This is a genomic window from Clostridium kluyveri, assembly GCF_001902295.1.
GTDB lineage: Bacteria > Bacillota > Clostridia > Clostridiales > Clostridiaceae > Clostridium_B > Clostridium_B kluyveri_B.
The window spans coordinates 3,497,979-3,515,700 of sequence record NZ_CP018335.1 but is presented as its reverse complement, the minus strand read 5'-3'; the positions used below and the strand labels follow the sequence as shown (position 1 = coordinate 3,515,700).

Sequence of the window (17,722 nt, the reverse complement as noted above, 5' to 3'; positions counted from 1 at the left end):
AATTTTTAAGCTTCATTTTAATATAGATATAAGTTTCATAGTATTTATACTAATTTAGACAATTTTAAAACACCGTCATGGAATTTAAATTTTGGAGAGAAAAGATATGAAAAAATTAATAAAGAGTAAAAGAAATCTAGCTTTACTTATAAGTATACTTTTGATTTTGTTGGTGGCAATTTTTGTAAAACAGATTTTTTGGAATTCATCCTATAGTTCATCTGAGTATAAATTTTCGGTACAGCTTTTTGACAAAATAATTAAAGCACAGAGTGAAGGCTCTACTGCAGAACTAACAAAAGATGAGGTGAATCAGATCATATGTCTATACTTTAAGGAATATAGGAAAGGTGATCTGATAGTAAAATCGGTAGAGGCAGAACCTGAAAATGACAGCATGAGATTTTATGTACCTGTTAGCTATAAGGGATTTAATGTGCTTATGAATTCTCAGGGAAATATATCCATAAATGATGGAAAACTTAAATATACACCGGAGTATTTTAAAGCAGGTAAAATTACCCTGCCTAAATCCTATATTCTAGAAAAGTTGAGCCAAAAGTTAAAAAATGGGGCAGATGTTGAAGGAAACTCCATAGCAATTAATATTAAAGAACTTCCTGTAGGTATCAAGTCCATAAGTGTGAAAGATAAAAAGCTTCTGGTTACACTGGAAAAAAGAGAATTTAATATTGAAGATATGTTAAAGGGAAAGTTAAGTTCTATAAAAAATTTTATAGGAGATTCTTCTGCTATAAAGGAATCAAGTTCTTATACGAAAATCAATAGTGGAAGTAATACTTCCAAAGTGAATGAAAAAAGCACAGAGGAAGATACTGAAAGCAAAAATGATACTGGTGCATCAAGTCCAGTTTCTTCCCAAAAACAGCAGGCACTTGATAATGTAGTCGGCGGGTTAAATGCAGCTTCAGCTTCTGTCAGTACCGGGGCGCAAAAGGCAGTTATATCACAGATGATATCTGTCGTAAGCAGCATGAAAGACTCGTCTTATAATCCATACTCCGAGGAAAGCAGTGTCAGGGCTGCATATGGACAGTTGTCTCAAGCTGAAAAAACAGAATTAAAGGCGGCTGTATTTTCAAATGTAGACACCTCTCAGGCAAGTATACTGGCAAATATGATTTCAAATTAATTAAAAATAAGGATAGGAGATATAGTGATGCAGGAAGAAATAACACTTGATCTTAAAGACTTCTATTACATATTGAAAAAGAGAAGGATGCTTATTATAATAGTAACATTAGCATGTACATTGGCAGCAGGCATTTTCAGTTTTTTTATAATAAAGCCTACTTATGAGGCAAGTGCTACGATAATTGTAGGGAAGCCTAAGGCTGATGAAAAGAGTAATACCCAGTACAATGATGTAATGATGTATCAAAATTTAGTAAAAACTTATGCTAAAATTGCAGCATCTAATACTGTTATGGAGAGTGCATGCAATAAATTAAAGGGAGCTATTGATATTGAACACTTAAAGAAAAGTGTTACTGCTACCCCTCAAGACAATACCCAGATTTTAGAAATAAAGGCACAGAGCAAAGATCCAAAACAAGCCGTGAATATAATAAATGTGGTAGTTCAAGCTTTTGTATCTGAATCCGCAAGGGTGTTTCCTACAGGTGGGGATATACAGATTATGGACAAGGCTCAGTTTCCAGACAAGCCTGTAAAACCTAAAAAAGTATTAAATATGGCTGTTGCATTTTTTGTTGGATTGATGGCTTCTGTGGGGATTTCTTTTATGTTGGAATATATGGACAGCACCATAAAGACGGAAGAAGATATAGCAAGATATCTGGATATGCCTGTAATAGGTGTAATACCTAAAGGAGAAGTTTAGGCGATTCACAATTTGTAATTCACATTAATTGTGAATCGTGAGTTGTGAAATGTGAATTGTAAAAGATTGGGGTGAAAGCATGATAGATATACACAGCCATATACTTCCCGGTGTAGACGATGGTTCAAAATCTATAGAAGAAACCCTGAAAATGCTTGAGCTCACAAAAATGGATGGAGTAAACACCATAGTGGCAACTCCACATTTTTATAGAGGATACTATGAAAATAATTATGAGGATATAGTCAAATTAGGTCAGCAGGTAAAAACTGCAGCAAAAAAAGAAAATATAAATATGGATATTGTTTTAGGACAGGAAGTATTTTTAGACAAGTGTACCCTGGAGGATTATAAATCTGGCAGAATAGCATGTATTGAAAAAACCAATTATATGTTGGTGGAGCTTCCCATGATATTTATGCCAAAGGATGCCCTGGATATTATATACGAACTTGAAATTAGGGGAGTACGGCCAATTTTGGCTCATCCAGAAAGGTACAGATATATTATAGATAATCCATCTAAAATAAACCAATTTTTATACGAGAAGTGTTTACTGCAAATAAATACAGGAAGTATTAAGGGCCTTTTTGGAAAAAAGGTAAAAAAGACTGCAGAACTTCTAATAAAAAATGAAGTTTGCAGCTTTATAGCTTCTGATACCCACTCTACAGGGCACAGGACTCCCGGTATTAGTGAAGCTTTAGGAATTGCCTGTGAGTTTAACAGTAATATATGTGAACAGGTAAAAAGTAATTGCAGAAAATTATTACACAATGAATTTATAGAACTTCCAGGCAGTAGAGTAAAAGAAAGAAAAAGTATATTTGAATTTTTAAAAAATAGAAGTACTATTTAAGATATAAATGGAGTGAAATTAATGGAAAAACCCAATATTGTTACAGTGAAAGATCCCAAAGCTCCTATTTCAGAAGCTTATAGAACTTTAAGAACCAATATTCAATTCTCTTCTTTTGATAAAAAGATACAGACCATAATGCTTACCAGTTCCGGTCCCGGAGAAGGAAAGTCTACAACTTGTTCCAATCTTGCAGTAGTTATGGCAGAATCAGGAGCCAGCACTATTTTAGTAGATTGTGATCAAAGAAAACCAAGGTTACATAAAATATTTTTTGTTTCAAATGACAAGGGTCTGTCTGATGTTTTAGTGGGAAAGGTTGAATTTGAAGAAGCAGTTAAAAAAACTCAAATAGAAAATTTAAAACTTTTAACTTCAGGAACAATACCTCCAAATCCTTCAGAACTTATGGCTTCTAAAAAAATGGAAAATTTTCTTGAAAGCTTAAAGGATAAATTTGATTACATAATAATGGATACCCCTCCTGTAGTAGCGGTAACAGATGCCCAGCTTTTATCCCGTTATGCAGATGGCTGTATTTTGATAGCAGCTTCTTCCCAGGTGGAAAGAGAAGCGGCAATCAGGGCAAAAGAACTTCTGTTAAAGGTAAATGCCAATATATTAGGAGTTGTATTGAATAAGCTTGAAATAAAAGAAAAAGGTTACTATGGCTATTACTATCAATACTACTATGGTGAAGATGGTAAATCAAGTTCTTCAAAAAAGAAAAATAGGGAAAGAATACGTAAAAAGTAATATTTATACCCTCTGGAGATATTTCCAGGGGGTTAAATTTTTAGGCTATACACAATTTAAATATAAATTCATATTTTATTTACATATTTCAAGGGCAATTTTAAAAAAAAGTGCATATATACTGTTTGAAAGGAGATGAATTTGTATGGCTGCTAATGCAACTTTAATGGGAACTTCTATAGTGTTTAGTTATAAGGATGGATTGGATGCTGAAGGAAAAGATATAATCAAAAAGCAAACTTTTTCAAATATAAAAATAACTGCTTCTTCTCAGGATATTTACGATGCAGCAGAAAAAATAGAAACCCTTCTTGGAAAGACCATAGAGGAAATTGTAAGAAAGGATGAAAGTGTTGTAACAAACGTTTAGCCAATTCACAGTTCACAATTAAAAATTCACAATTGTGCATTGTGAACTGTGAATTGTGAATTAAAAAGAGGGGTGGTGAAAAATATGACAAGAGTATTGACCATGACTTTTTTAACTGAAGAAGGTAAAAAAACTTCTATAAGAGTTTCAAATGTGAAGGAGAATTTAACGGATCAGGAAGTAAAAACTGCCATGGAAACAATTATTGAGAAAAATATATTCACTTCAAAAAGTGGAGAGTTAAAATCTATAGATTCAGCCCATGTAGAGGAAAGTTCAACTACAGAAATTGAAGTGAAATAGTAGAATACTAGAATGCACAATTCACAATCAATGAGGATTTTTCTGCGAAAAATCTATAAATATAGGTTTTCTGAAGTACAGCGGAGAAAAATCCTCCACTTTTGAAAGGAATGTAGAGAGTGATTAAAATCTTTAAAATAAATTTTAATGTTATTAGGGGAGAATAGTTATGATATGTGATTTCAAAAAGGATGCGTTTGTAGATAAGCACCGTGAAATCAAAGAATATGAAAACTATGATTTACAGAAAATATTTGAATTGAAAGCATTATTGAAAAAAGCAAAAAATGGTGAAAGCTCTGCAGTAAAAGAAATATGCATAAGGTTTAATGGAATGATTATAAATATGTGCAGAGCCTTTTATATAAAGGGATATACCATGGAAGACATGATACAGGAGGGCAGATTATCTCTTATAAAAGCTGTCGGCAGTTATGATTTGAGTTCAGAGTATCCCTTTACTTCTTATGCCAGGAGTGCAATTTTGAAAAATTTCTACTACAAGATAAGAAGCAGTACCAAAAAAGTCAACTGCTGCAGTATTTACAGTTGTAATAAAGAAGGAAATGAACTCATAGATATTATACCATCTTGTGAAAATATTGAGGAGGATTTTATGGGGAAGCAGTGGAGGATTCAACTGAAGAATGCTGTGGGAAAGCTGGCAAGGAAGGAGAAAAAAATAATAATCTGGTGTTATGTAGAAAATAAAAGCTTAAAGGAATATGCAGCAAAAAAAGATATAACTTATAAGAGGGCAGTGTGCAGAAGGAAAAGAGCTCTTTATAATTTAAGAAAATATTTAGAGGATTATATATAATTTTAGCATTAAAAGTTAAAGACAAATTTAGATGTTCCTCTAGAAAGATTTAATACAGAGGTATTGAAAATTTTTGATACCTCTGTATTTTTTTGGAGTTTATTTAATGGCTTAAAATAAAGTAATATATTAGTTCATCTACCGTTTAGATAAAATAATTACCATTCAGCCTGAATAATTACCACTTAGTTTGAATTCATTGAAAAATTAGTGACATATTACTAATATACTTAAGGATCTAAGTACATAAGCTGTAAACCAAACAAGTTTTAGTTTAAATTACCAGGGATTTTATTTATTAAAAAACTTTAATATTATTGGATAAGATTATATAATAAAAGTAGTTAGGAAAAATATATCCTTTATTATGAAATTAGTGCATAAAATTTTATGAATATTTAATTAAAATATAATTTTTGACTCAAAAAATGGTACAGATATACTTCTAAAAGTCATATTTTGGTTATATAGCATATTTTATACTTGTATGCTTTAATATGAAATAGTATAATAAAATAATGAAATTTGTATCAATTTAATGGTGAAAAGTGTAAAAATCATCAGATATATATTTGGGAATAAGGAGTAAAATATATGGAAAGCTTAAAAATTTCAAGAAAATATATATTAATGCTCATAGATATTATGTTAATAAATTTATCTTATGTATTAGCATACTGTTTTAGATTTAATTTTAATATACCTACTTATGAATTAACTAGATTTAAAAATGATGAAGTAGTAATTACAATTGTTTATTTAGTGGTATTTTATTTTTTTAAACTTTATAGAAATTTATGGACATATGCTAGTATTGATGAATTTATGCTGGCTGTGGGTGCTTGCATTGTGGCAAATTTTTTGGGGATTATTTATGGTTTTACATTAGGGGACAGGCTCCCTTTAAGTGTCAATATTTTAGCTGGTATACTTAGTGTAGTGCTAATTTGCGGTTTCAGGATGTCTTTTAGAATAATAAGAAGATATTTAGATATAAATGTTAAATCAGATAACAGCAGCAATATTAAAAGGGTAATGATTATTGGTGCAGGCAGGGCTGGAACAATGGTAGTCAATGAAATGAAATCTTACAAGAAAACCCACTATTTACCGGTAGCTCTTATTGATGATGACAAATATAAATTTGGCAGCAATATTGCCGGTGTACAAGTTATGGGAAATAGAAATGACATTGTACAGTTGGCTGATAAACTATCTGTTGATGAAATACTCATAGCTATTTCCGCTATAGATGGAAAAACTAAAAAAGGAATTATAGATATATGCAAAAAAACTGGCTGTAAACTTAAACTAATACCAGGAATGTACGAAATTATTGATGGCAGGGTTAATTTAAGCAAATTCAGGGAAGTTAATTTTGAGGATTTATTGGGAAGAGATGCTGTGAAACTGGATATGGAAGGAATAGAAAAATATATTAGTGACAGTGTAGTACTCATAACAGGCGGAGGAGGATCCATTGGTTCAGAACTGTGCAGGCAGGTTGTAAAATTTAATCCTAAGGAACTGATAGTTCTGGATAATTACGAGAATAATTCCTATGTACTGCAGCAGGAGTTCAACAGAAAATGTGTACAGGCAAATATAAAGTATGTTATTGCTTCAGTCAGGGATAAAAATAAGCTGGATTCTATTTTTGATAAATATAGACCGGATATTGTATTTCATGCAGCAGCCCACAAACATGTACCTCTTATGGAAGAAAACCCAGGTGAAGCTGTAAAGAATAATATATGTGGTACACTCAATACAGTTTTCTGTGCTGATAAATATAAAGTTAAAAGATTTGTAATGATTTCCACTGACAAGGCAGTAAATCCTACCAATATTATGGGAGCTACCAAAAGAGTATGTGAAATGATTATTCAATCTATGGATAAAAAAAGTAAAACTCAATTTGCAGCAGTAAGATTTGGAAATGTACTTGGCAGTAATGGCTCGGTAGTACCTGTATTTATAGAACAAATTAAAAATGGAGGACCGGTTACGGTAACCCATAAAGATATCAACAGATTTTTTATGACCATACCAGAGGCGGCACAATTAGTTCTTCAAGCCGGGGTATATGCCAAAGGCGGAGAGATATTTATTCTAGATATGGGAACTCCAGTTAAAATATATGATTTGGCATGTGATTTAATAAGGCTTTCAGGTTATACACCAAATAAAGATATTGACATAGAATTTATAGGTCTCAGACCTGGCGAGAAGCTTTACGAGGAAGTTTTAACTGAAGAAGAAGGACTGAATAAAACTTTACATAAAAAAATATTTATTGCAAAGCCCACTTTTTATGATATTGATACTTTAATGTTCAAAATTAATGAACTTAACATACTAGTTGAAGGGGATGACAGAGAAAAAATTATCTCTAAACTTGAGGAGATGGTGCCTACATATAAAAGATTTCAACTGGAGGATACTATATCTAAATGTATTTAAATAAGGGGGAGATTTATTTTATGCAAAGAGTATTTGACATTGCAGCTAGCTTGATTTTGCTGATATTATTGTCACCAATATTTTTTATATTAGCAATTATTATAAAATTGGATTCAAAAGGTTCAATATTTTTTACCCAGATGAGAATTGGGAGAGACAATAAATTATTTAAATTTTATAAATTCAGGACTATGATGGTTGGAACTCCTAATGTAGCCACAGAAAAACTTAAGGATTCAAAAAATTATGTAACCCGATCAGGTAAAGTTTTGAGAAAGACAAGCTTAGATGAACTTCCCCAGTTAATTAATATTTTTAAAGGAGATATGGCTTTTATCGGTCCAAGACCGGCACTATACAACCAGTATGAATTAAAGGAACTGAGAACTAAAGCTGGAGTTCATAAATTGTTACCAGGATTGACCGGGTGGGCACAGGTTAATGGAAGAGACATGTTAAATGATGAAATGAAAACTGCTTATGATAAATATTATTTGATAAATAAATCTTTAAAATTTGATTTTAAAATATTAGTTAGAACTGTGTTTAAGGTTTTTAGATGTGATGGGGTTGTTGATGGCGGTATGAGAGAGGCTGAGAAGAGTGCTCAGGAAGTGGCAGCTGATAAGGAGTAGGATAATAGTGAATAGTTGTTTTTATACTATGATAAAATAAGGTGGTGGTTAGGTGAAAAAAATACTTATAAGTGGTGCCAATAGTTATATAGGGACAAGCTTTGAAAACTATGTTAAGCAGTGGGCAAATGAATATGAAGTAGATACTGTTGATATGGTGGATGAGAATTGGAACAATAAGAGTTTTTTAGGATATGATACAGTGTTTCATGTGGCAGGGATTGCTCACATAAAAGAGACCAAAGAAAATGCTCCACTTTATTATAAAGTAAATAGAGATTTAGTATATGAAGTTGCTAAGAAAGTAAAAGAGGAAGGTGTTAAACAGTTTATATTTTTAAGTTCCATGAGCGTCTATGGCATGGAGACTGGTGTTATAAATAGAGATACTGTTCCTGCACCAAAGAGTGATTATGGGAAGTCAAAACTTCAAGCGGAAGAATTAATATCACCACTTCAAGATTCTATGTTTAATATTGCAATTTTAAGGCCACCTATGATATATGGTAAAGGTTGTAAGGGAAATTATGTTAAATTAGAAAGGTTTGCATTAAAATCGCCTATCTTTCCAGACATAAAAAATAAGCGAAGCATGATTTATATAGATAATTTATGTGAATTTGTAAAGCTACTAATTGATGATTATAGTGGAGGATTATTCTTTCCTCAAAATGGAGAATATGTGTGTACTTCGGAGATGGTAAAGCTTATTTGTGAAACACATGGAAAGAAGATAAGGGTGACTAAGTTATTTAATCTATTATTAAGATTAATTAAAAATAGTACAGTTAATAAAGTATTTGGTGACTTGATATATGAAAAAAAGATATCTAAATATAGTAATAGGTATGTTGTCTATGATTTTCAGACATCTATTAGGTTAACGGAGAAGTGATTATGAAAAAAGTATTGTTTGTAGCTCATGTAGTAAAGCATCATTTTATGTTGTTTCATATTCCCTATATAAAGTGGTTTAAAGAAAATGGATATGAAACGAATGTTTGTGCAAAAAATGATTATGAAAATAAACAAGATTGTGTTATACCGTACTGTGATAAATATTATGATGTACCATTTGAACGTTCACCTTTTAATTTAAGCAATATGGTTGCATACAAGCAACTTAAGAAAATAATAAATTCTAATGAGTATGATATTATTCATTGCCACACGCCGGTAGGTGGGGTATTAACGAGAATGGCTGCTGAAAAAGCTCGTAAAAATGGAACTAAGGTTATTTATACTGCTCATGGATTTCATTTTTTTAGAGGAGCTCCTCTAAAAAACTGGATGCTATTTTATCCTATTGAAAGGTTTTTTGCAAGGTATACTGATGTAATTATAACTATTAATAAAGAAGATTATAATATATCACAAAGATTTAAGGCTAAGAAAATAGTTTATATTCCTGGAGTAGGAGTTAATACTAAGAAGTTTGCTAGTGTGAATGTAGGCAGAAATGAAAAAAGAAATCAACTAGGTATATCAATTAGTCAAATTGTTTTGTTATCAGTTGGAGAACTTAGTAAAAGAAAAAATCATGAGGTTGTTATTAAAGCTTTAGCTAAGTTAAATAATCCTAATATTATATATCTTATTTGTGGCCAGGGCTATTTGGATGGTTATTTAAAAAATAAGGCTAAAGAACTGAATGTAAATGTTAAATTTTTAGGTTTTAGAAAAGATATATCTGAGATATGTGCTATTACTGATTTATTCGTTTTCCCATCATATCAAGAAGGATTACCAGTAGCTTTAATGGAAGCTATGTCTGCTGGATTAGCAGTTGTTTGTTCTAAAATAAGAGGCAATATAGACTTGATCAAGCATGGTAAAGGTGGATATTTAGTCGAGCCAAATAATGTCGATGGTTTTTCAGAGGGCATCAGAAAAGTGTTAAATGATGTTGAACTACGCAAAAAGATGGGTATGTATAATATTCGGGAAATTAAAAAATATGACAAAAATGTAGTTGAAGAAAAGATGCAAATATTGTATAGATCTATTTTAAAAACATATTGAGAGGAAACAGTTCATGAAGAAAATTGTAATTACACCTGGTATTACAGATTTAAATCGAGGGGATCAAGCACTAATATGGCTTATAAGAGATATTGTTAAAGAATCTGGAATAAAAGCCGAATATAAATTAATACAAAGTGGTAATAATGGCAAGGATATTTATAATCAGTCTAGGCAAAGTATGCAACGAGGATTTGATGTTATCAAACCAATCCTTTTACATCCGGCACGAGGGAAAGAAAAGAAAAACATAGATTATACAGTATTTACGAAATTATCTTGGGGTGCTACTGCATTAATAGATATGTTTAAAAGCTCACTATTGTTATCCAAAGTACCTTTTTTAAGAAAAATAGGAATGAGTTTATTGGATCAAGAACAAAAAAGAACATATGAAGATTTTAAGACAATGAATTTAATGATTGTAAAAGGTGGAGGATTCTTACATACTTATAAGAGAATATCAGATTTATACTATTTATATTACAGTCTTTATAATCTATTACTTGCAAAACGACTTGGAAAAAAGATAATTATTATGCCAAACTCGTTTGGACCTTTCTTGGGGAAAATTGAAAAAAATATTGTAAAGAAAGTGCTTAGTAAGTGTGATTTAATTTATGCTAGAGAGTCAATGTCTAAAAAATATTTATCTAATATCATAAATAATGAAGTAATTTTATCAGCTGATTTAGGTTTCTATATTCAAGATTACAAAGACTATCAAATGCAAAAATTAGTTAATATAAACAGTTCATTAAAAAAAGTAGCTATAACAATGAGACCTTACCGATTTCCTGAAAGCGATAATGGTAAAGAAAAATATAAATTGTATATAGAAGAAATGTGTAAAATTGTAAAGGGTCTATTAGATAGAAAATGTTATCCGATTTTTATTGCTCATACATTGGGTCCAAGCAGTCATGAAGATGATAGGATTGCTATAAAAGAAGTAATAAAAATGCTGGAGGATAATGGGGTTACAAAAGATAGGTATTGCTATATAAATCAGTTTGATATGAATTGCTTTGATATAACAAAATTATATTCAGAGATGGATTATATCATAGGTACTAGATTTCATTCTGTTATTTTTGCTATGACCTCATTGATACCTGCGATAGCTATTTCGTATTCTGGTCATAAAACGTTAGGAATTATGTCTGATATAGGTTTAAGTGAGTATACTGTTAATATCGTAAACATAAATTCAGTAAATGTTCTTAATAAATTTGATAAACTTATTACAAATCAATTTTCTGTAAAAGATAAAATTAGAAAATATCTTAAAATCTGTGAAATCAGTAAAAAAAATTTAGTAGAAGAAATAAAGAAGTATTTAAACAATTAATATTTAATATCAATTGGGGGCTTAATTGTGGTTACTTTTATTCATGATCATGTTTTTTTAAAATATGATAATCAATTTTATACAAGTGGCAGTTTGAATAGTGAAATTATGAAAAGATATATTAATACTTTTGGAGGTATTAGACTTGTAACTAGATGCAAAGAAGTAACAAGTGTAAAAGACAGCTTAGAGCCATCAAGTATTGAAAATACTGAGTTTGTTTGCATTCCAAATTATAAATCAATAATAAAAATTTTAAATTATTTTAAAGCTAGAAAAATAATAAAAGAAGAAGTACTTAAATCTGAGTATATTATACTCAGAACCAGCTCATTTGCTAATATCGCTGCAAGATATGCTAGGAAGTATAATAAACCCTATTTAGTTGAAGTTGTCAGTTGTGCATGGGATGCTACATGGAATTATAATTTTATTGGCAAATTTATAGCACCTTTTAGCTTTATGTTTCAAAAGAAAACTGTTAGGGAAGCTGATTATGCAATATATGTTACGGAGAATTTTTTGCAGAATAGATATCCGACACATGGAAAGACGACTAATTGTTCGAATGTATCTTTAGAGGAATTTAGTCAACAATTTATAGAAAAAAGATTAGAAAAAATTAAAAATATGAAAAAAGATGATAAAATAATTTTAGGCACTACTGCTGCAGTTAATGTTCTTTATAAAGGACAACAGTATGTCATTAAGGCATTAGGTAAATTAAAAAAGCAGGGAATCACAAATTTTGAATATCAACTTGTTGGAGGGGGAGAACAGACATATTTAAAATCTGTTGCCGAAAAATATGGAGTCGTGAATCAAGTAAAATTTTTAGGATCTATGCCTCATAATAAAGTGTTTGAATGGCTAGATATCATTGATATATATGTACAACCAAGCAGACAAGAGGGGTTGCCGCGTGCCCTAATAGAAGCAATGAGCAGGGGACTACCCGCGTTTGGTGCTAAAACTGGTGGGATTCCAGAATTATTGGATAATAAGTATATTTTTAGTAATACAAGACGAAATATATGTGAAATATGTAACATTTTAAAATCTTTTAATGAAGATGCTATGAGTATCCAGGCAAAACGAAATTATGATGAGTCTAAGAAATATGATAAGAATACAATTGAAGATAGACGAAGAAAATTTTTTACAAATTTTATTAAAGAGACGAGGAATTAATTTTGATAAGAGTGCTACAAATAGTTTCAAGTATGGATCGTGGTGGTATTGAGACATTTATTATGAATGTATATAGAAATATTGATCGTTCAAAAGTTCAGTTTGATTTTTTAATGCATACTAAACGAGAGTGTGCATATAATTCTGAAATATTTAAGCTTGGAGGGAGAATATATTATGTTCCTCCGCGTAACCAGGGAATTTTAAAAAATCGCAAAGAACTAAATGAATTTTTTGAAAAACATTCTGAGTATAAAATTGTACATCAACATGTTAGTTCTTTATCATATATTACACCATTAAAGATTGCAAAAAAATATAATATTCCCATTAGAATTATTCATAGTCATAATACTAAACAAGGTGGAAATTTTTTGCATAAATATATTCATTATTGGAATCGACTTTTTATAAAATATTATGCAACTAATTATTTTGCATGTTCAGATTTAGCAGCAAAATGGTTATATGGTAGAAAACAATATAATTTGGGTAATTTTACAACTATTAATAATGGTATTGAAGTAGAAAAGTTTACTTATAACAATAATATAAGAGACAAGGTTAGAGCAGAATTAGGGGTTAGTAATAAGATTGTCATAGGTAATATTGGAAGATTCTCATATCAAAAAAATCATGAATTCTTGATTGATATATTTAATAATATATATCAAAAAAGTGATAATTTTACACTGCTTTTGGTTGGGGATGGAGAATTACGTTCTCATATTCAAAATAAGGTAAAGGATTTAAAATTGCAGGATAATGTTATATTTACTGGCATTCGTTCAGATATACCTTATATTTTACAAGCTATGGATATTTTTGTTATGCCATCCCATTATGAGGGTTTACCAGTAACTTTGGTAGAAGCTCAAGCAGCAGGATTACCCTGCGTAGTCTCAAGTAATATTACAAGACAAATAAAGATTACTAGTGATATTATATATATAAACTTATCTGATTCTGTGGAATATTGGAGTAAATGTGTAATGAAATTGGTATCAAATCATGTTCGTAAAAATACAAAACAACAAATTATTGATGCTGGATTTAGTATTAAAATTATTGCCAAGTATTTGGAAAATAAATATATAGCATTTAACAATAAGAATATATAAGTTATGGAAGGTGGCAGTTATTAAAAAATATTTATGAAAAATTTAGTTGCAGAGGGTGGGGAATAATGGCACAAATACAAGCTAAAAATAATATAACTTTAGTTAAAAAAGTAAATGATATAAATATTAAGCTAAATAAAAACTTTATTGATATTTTAATTTTTTATATTTATGTTTTAATGGCTTTTATGATTTGTTTAATTTTACCTAGTCAATATGCATATACTGCTTTATTTTATGTAGGGGTAATTTTAGCAGCAGTTTTTTTTGCAGCATTGGCACAAAATTCAAAGACAAAAGTTTTCTTTAATATATTTTATAGTATATCATTTATAGTTCTTTTTTTTGTACTTGGATTTAGAAAGTTTTCTGGTGTTGATGATATAACTTATATGAGAATATTTGGATATGTTTCTCAATATGGTTGGGTATCAAGATTTATTGAATCAAAAATTGAGCCTGGGTATTTAATTTTAAATTCTATTGTATCAAGTTTCACTGATAATTATTTATATATGCAATTGATAACTTCTTTTATACCATTAGCTTTATTTTATCATGCTTTAAAAAAATATAAAAATATGATTAATTTGCCTATGGCTATATTTTTATTAAGTACTATGATTTATTTTCAGATGGTTTCAACGGCATTAGTAAGGATGTTTATTTCAGTTAGCATAGTATTTAATGCTTTTTACTATGTTCCACAAAAAAATGTAAAAAAGTATGTTTTTTTAATCTTGATAGCAAGTACATTTCATTATTCAGCACTTTTTATGTTAATATTGGTTTATTTTATGTTAAATAATAAGAAATATTCAAAAAAATCAAAAAGATTTATTCTTATTGGATTTTTAGTTACACCATTTGTTTTTATTATATTATCTAAATTTGTTGTACCTTTTATGGGAAGTAGATATGGAAATTATGGAACAATAGGTGACCTAAGTTTGAAATTTTCAAACTTTGATACAATTCCCATACTAATTTTATTATTATTATATATTAAAAAATTTAATGGTGAAAAAAGAAATTATTATGATTTGTTTATATCAATATTTGCATTATCAAGCATAATGTCTTTCTATAGTAGTTTAGTCTCATTTGGAAGATTAATTTTTTATGCTAATGCTGCAATTTTTGTAGCAGCTCCTATGGTCAGTAAAACATTGGAAGAAAATTACAGAAAAATTATATTTTATTGCATAATAATTGTTTACGGATTTTTATATGTTTATAAAACGCAATTTGTATTAGAGGCACATATATTTAATTTATTTCCATATCAGAACATATTTTTCCAGATTTAAGAAGTGTAACATAGAATATAAAATTTTAAATATTAAGTATAGTATATAAATTTAAATTAAGTGTTTTATCAATTCTAATATATAAAATGTAAAAATAAAAGATAACTATAAAAGGTTGTGAAATTGAATTATGGAAAAGATATCAGTAAGTATAAACTGTATAACATATAATCATGAGAAATATATATCAGATGCAATAGAAAGTTTTTTGATGCAAAAAACCAATTTCAAATATGAAATACTTATTCATGATGATGCATCAACAGATAATACGGTTAATATTATTAAAAGATATAAAAAGAAATACCCAGATTTAATAAAACCAATATTTCAGAAAGAAAATCAATATTCGAAGGGTATTAAAAGAATAGATTACAGATTTAATGTTTCTCGAGCAAAAGGGAAATATATTGCAATGTGCGAGGGAGATGATTATTGGACTAACCCTTATAAATTGCAAAAGCAAGTTGATTATATGGAAGCTCATCCAGAATGTAGCATGTGTTTTCATTCTTCTAAATTTGTTAATGTGGACAAGAAGTCAACAGGAAAGTTTGCTAGGATTTTTAATTCGAGTGCAATTGTTCCTATGAGGGACATTTTAGAAAAGTCATCACCTGGGTATATACCTACTGCCTCTAGAATGTATAGAAAAAAATTAATAGAAAATCCACCAAAATGGTTTTATGATTCTGATGTTGGAGATTTTCCTATGTCATTATTTCTTGCAACTAAAGGGTATTTTTATTATATGGATGACAACATGTCAGCATATAGAACTGGTGTCCCAAATTCTTGGACAACCAGAACTATCATAGGCAAAAATAATTCTTCCAAAAGAATTAAGGTAAATCAAGATGCTATTAAAGTACTAGAAGGATTTAATAAAAGTACACACAATAAGTATTCAAATGAAGTTAATCGAGCAATATTGAAAAGAGAATTTTCTATTTTAAGGTTTCAAAGAGAAATAAAGGAAATCAAAAAAGGCAAATATAGGCAGTATTATAATTCTTTAAGTTTGTTAAGTAGATTAAAAGTTAATCTTCATTGCTTTTTTCCTAGTGTATATTATTGTTTGATAGAATTTAATGATTTTATTAGAAAATAATAACATAAAATCACAAATATATTTCTAATATGAGGTAAAAAATATGAAAGTTCAAAATACAAAAGCGAAAATTCTTTCATCTCTTTTTTGGAAACTTATGGAGAGGAGTGGAACACAGGGAATACAATTTGTAGTTCAAATAGTACTAGCAAGATTGCTTGTTCCGAATGATTATGGGATAATTGCACTTATATCAATATTTATTATTATAGCTAATGTGTTTGTACAGAGTGGATTTAATACAGCACTTATTCAAAAAAAGAGCGCAGATGAGCTGGACTTTTCATCAGTATTTTATTTAAGCTTATTTGTGGCTGGGTTTTTATATCTAATTCTTTTTTTTACAGCACCACTTGTAGCTGATTTTTATAATATTTATCAAATCACATTAGTACTTAGGGTATTGGCTATTACATTATTTTGGGGGGCATTTAATTCTATTCAAAATGCTGTAGTGTCCAGAAATATGCGATTTAAAATGCTTTTTTATAGTAGCTTAGGAGCAATATTGGTATCAGGAATAGTTGGAATAACTTTGGCATATCTAGGGCTAGGAGTATGGGCGTTGGTGGCACAGCAGTTAATAAATCAATTTATGATTACTGTAATTATGTGGTTTACAGTAAAATGGAGACCTAAGTTAATATTTTCATTTAAAAGAATAAAAGGATTGTTTTCATATAGCTGGAAGTTGTTAGTTTCTTCATTAATTGATAACCTCTATATGAATTTACAGAGTTTGATTATAGGTAAAATATATAGCCCTTCCATTTTGGGGTTTTATAATAGGGGAGATCAATTCCCTAAGGTTATTGTTTCAAATATTAATGGTTCGATACAATCCGTTATGTTACCTGCTTTGGCTTCAGAACAGGATAATAGAAAAAGAGTTAAGGATATGGTGAGACGTTCAATTGTCACGAGTTCCTTTGTATTATTTCCAATGATGTGTGGACTAGCTGTTACTGCGGAATCTTTAGTTAAAATATTATTAACGGATAAATGGCTATCTTGTGTTCCTTTTTTGCAAATTTTTTGTGCTTCATATTCTTTATGGCCTATACATACTGCAAACTTGCAGGCAATTAATGCTTTGGGACGCAGCGATATCTTTTTAAAATTGGAAATTATAAAAAAGATTATAGGACTTGCAGTACTGGTAATATCTATTCATTTTGGCGTTTATGCAATTGCTGTAGGAACATTGATTAGTGGGATAATTTCTACTTTCATAAATGCCTATCCAAACTTGAAATTACTTAACTATAGTTATAAAGAACAATTAAAAGATATTATGCCTTCATTATTATTGTCTTTAGTAATGGGTACTGTTGTTTATAATTTTAAATGGTTTAATATATTACCATTGTTGACAACTTTAATAATTCAAGTATGTTTGGGAATCATTATATACATAATGTTGGCGAGGGCATTTAAGCTTGAATGTTATACATATTTGTTGAAAACATTCAAGGATATCTGTAAAAAAAGGAAAGGCATGATAAGTTGAAAATAGAGGTAGTATAATTATATTTTTGTTTAATAA

Annotated in this window: 17 protein-coding genes; all 17 read left to right on the top strand. The window is 29.5% G+C overall.

Going from position 1 to position 17,722, the window contains the following annotated elements; genetic code table 11:
• Positions 1-106 precede the first annotated feature (106 nt).
• The 17 genes from BS101_RS17015 (at position 107) to BS101_RS16935 (ending at position 17,686) form a co-directional block, all read left to right on the top strand.
• Positions 107-1,153 (top strand): DUF2140 domain-containing protein, encoded by a 1,047-nt coding sequence (locus BS101_RS17015; protein ID WP_073539908.1) that lies wholly within the window; start codon positions 107-109, stop codon positions 1,151-1,153.
• A 27-nt stretch (positions 1,154-1,180) separates the two neighbouring features.
• On the top strand, positions 1,181-1,864 hold the full coding sequence (locus BS101_RS17010; RefSeq protein WP_073539907.1) for a YveK family protein: 684 nt from the start codon (positions 1,181-1,183) through the stop codon (positions 1,862-1,864).
• Positions 1,865-1,943: 79 nt separating this feature from the next.
• Positions 1,944-2,723: a tyrosine-protein phosphatase gene (locus BS101_RS17005; RefSeq protein WP_073539906.1), complete on the top strand. Its 780-nt coding sequence runs from the start codon at positions 1,944-1,946 to the stop codon at positions 2,721-2,723.
• Positions 2,724-2,744: 21 nt separating this feature from the next.
• The gene (locus BS101_RS17000; RefSeq protein WP_073539905.1) at positions 2,745-3,479 is read left to right on the top strand and encodes a CpsD/CapB family tyrosine-protein kinase; all 735 of its coding nucleotides are present in this window, start codon (positions 2,745-2,747) and stop codon (positions 3,477-3,479) included.
• Positions 3,480-3,624: 145 nt separating this feature from the next.
• Positions 3,625-3,849 (top strand): DUF1659 domain-containing protein, encoded by a 225-nt coding sequence (locus BS101_RS16995; RefSeq protein WP_073539904.1) that lies wholly within the window; start codon positions 3,625-3,627, stop codon positions 3,847-3,849.
• 84 nt (positions 3,850-3,933) lie between these two features.
• Complete coding sequence (locus tag BS101_RS16990; RefSeq protein WP_073539903.1) at positions 3,934-4,152, top strand: DUF2922 domain-containing protein; 219 nt, start codon at positions 3,934-3,936, stop codon at positions 4,150-4,152.
• A gap of 169 nt (positions 4,153-4,321) precedes the next feature.
• Positions 4,322-4,972, top strand: a complete 651-nt coding sequence (locus BS101_RS16985; protein WP_083585761.1) for a sigma-70 family RNA polymerase sigma factor — start codon at positions 4,322-4,324, stop codon at positions 4,970-4,972.
• 594 nt (positions 4,973-5,566) lie between these two features.
• On the top strand, positions 5,567-7,435 hold the full coding sequence (locus tag BS101_RS16980; RefSeq protein WP_073539902.1) for a polysaccharide biosynthesis protein: 1,869 nt from the start codon (positions 5,567-5,569) through the stop codon (positions 7,433-7,435).
• Positions 7,436-7,455: 20 nt separating this feature from the next.
• Positions 7,456-8,070 carry a sugar transferase gene (locus BS101_RS16975; RefSeq protein ID WP_073541380.1) on the top strand — a complete coding sequence of 205 codons (615 nt, stop codon included), beginning with the start codon at positions 7,456-7,458 and terminating at the stop codon, positions 8,068-8,070.
• A gap of 52 nt (positions 8,071-8,122) precedes the next feature.
• Positions 8,123-8,965 (top strand): NAD-dependent epimerase/dehydratase family protein, encoded by an 843-nt coding sequence (locus tag BS101_RS16970; RefSeq protein ID WP_073539901.1) that lies wholly within the window; start codon positions 8,123-8,125, stop codon positions 8,963-8,965.
• A gap of 2 nt (positions 8,966-8,967) precedes the next feature.
• Positions 8,968-10,092, top strand: coding sequence for a glycosyltransferase family 4 protein (locus BS101_RS16965; protein WP_073539900.1), 1,125 nt, complete (start codon positions 8,968-8,970; stop codon positions 10,090-10,092).
• 13 nt (positions 10,093-10,105) lie between these two features.
• On the top strand, positions 10,106-11,443 hold the full coding sequence (locus BS101_RS16960) for a polysaccharide pyruvyl transferase family protein (protein ID WP_073539899.1): 1,338 nt from the start codon (positions 10,106-10,108) through the stop codon (positions 11,441-11,443).
• A gap of 27 nt (positions 11,444-11,470) precedes the next feature.
• Positions 11,471-12,634 carry a glycosyltransferase family 4 protein gene (locus tag BS101_RS16955; RefSeq protein WP_198039505.1) on the top strand — a complete coding sequence of 388 codons (1,164 nt, stop codon included), beginning with the start codon at positions 11,471-11,473 and terminating at the stop codon, positions 12,632-12,634.
• Positions 12,635-12,645: 11 nt separating this feature from the next.
• Positions 12,646-13,755, top strand: a complete 1,110-nt coding sequence (locus tag BS101_RS16950; RefSeq protein ID WP_242951495.1) for a glycosyltransferase family 1 protein — start codon at positions 12,646-12,648, stop codon at positions 13,753-13,755.
• A gap of 65 nt (positions 13,756-13,820) precedes the next feature.
• Positions 13,821-15,065, top strand: a complete 1,245-nt coding sequence (locus BS101_RS16945; protein WP_073539897.1) for an EpsG family protein — start codon at positions 13,821-13,823, stop codon at positions 15,063-15,065.
• 130 nt (positions 15,066-15,195) lie between these two features.
• Positions 15,196-16,176 (top strand): glycosyltransferase family 2 protein, encoded by a 981-nt coding sequence (locus BS101_RS16940; protein ID WP_073539896.1) that lies wholly within the window; start codon positions 15,196-15,198, stop codon positions 16,174-16,176.
• Positions 16,177-16,219: 43 nt separating this feature from the next.
• Positions 16,220-17,686, top strand: a complete 1,467-nt coding sequence (locus BS101_RS16935) for a lipopolysaccharide biosynthesis protein (protein WP_073539895.1) — start codon at positions 16,220-16,222, stop codon at positions 17,684-17,686.
• Positions 17,687-17,722 lie beyond the last annotated feature (36 nt).

Coding starts and splice junctions, on each gene's coding strand:
- BS101_RS16990 (WP_073539903.1), top strand. CDS start 3,934: ATGACAAGAGTATTGACCATGACTTTTTTAACTGAAGAAGGTAAAAAA.
- BS101_RS16985 (WP_083585761.1), top strand. CDS start 4,322: ATGATATGTGATTTCAAAAAGGATGCGTTTGTAGATAAGCACCGTGAA.
- BS101_RS16940 (WP_073539896.1), top strand. CDS start 15,196: ATGGAAAAGATATCAGTAAGTATAAACTGTATAACATATAATCATGAG.
- BS101_RS17010 (WP_073539907.1), top strand. CDS start 1,181: ATGCAGGAAGAAATAACACTTGATCTTAAAGACTTCTATTACATATTG.
- BS101_RS17005 (WP_073539906.1), top strand. CDS start 1,944: ATGATAGATATACACAGCCATATACTTCCCGGTGTAGACGATGGTTCA.
- BS101_RS17015 (WP_073539908.1), top strand. CDS start 107: ATGAAAAAATTAATAAAGAGTAAAAGAAATCTAGCTTTACTTATAAGT.
- BS101_RS16980 (WP_073539902.1), top strand. CDS start 5,567: ATGGAAAGCTTAAAAATTTCAAGAAAATATATATTAATGCTCATAGAT.
- BS101_RS17000 (WP_073539905.1), top strand. CDS start 2,745: ATGGAAAAACCCAATATTGTTACAGTGAAAGATCCCAAAGCTCCTATT.
- BS101_RS16945 (WP_073539897.1), top strand. CDS start 13,821: ATGGCACAAATACAAGCTAAAAATAATATAACTTTAGTTAAAAAAGTA.
- BS101_RS16975 (WP_073541380.1), top strand. CDS start 7,456: ATGCAAAGAGTATTTGACATTGCAGCTAGCTTGATTTTGCTGATATTA.
- BS101_RS16960 (WP_073539899.1), top strand. CDS start 10,106: ATGAAGAAAATTGTAATTACACCTGGTATTACAGATTTAAATCGAGGG.
- BS101_RS16965 (WP_073539900.1), top strand. CDS start 8,968: ATGAAAAAAGTATTGTTTGTAGCTCATGTAGTAAAGCATCATTTTATG.
- BS101_RS16995 (WP_073539904.1), top strand. CDS start 3,625: ATGGCTGCTAATGCAACTTTAATGGGAACTTCTATAGTGTTTAGTTAT.
- BS101_RS16935 (WP_073539895.1), top strand. CDS start 16,220: ATGAAAGTTCAAAATACAAAAGCGAAAATTCTTTCATCTCTTTTTTGG.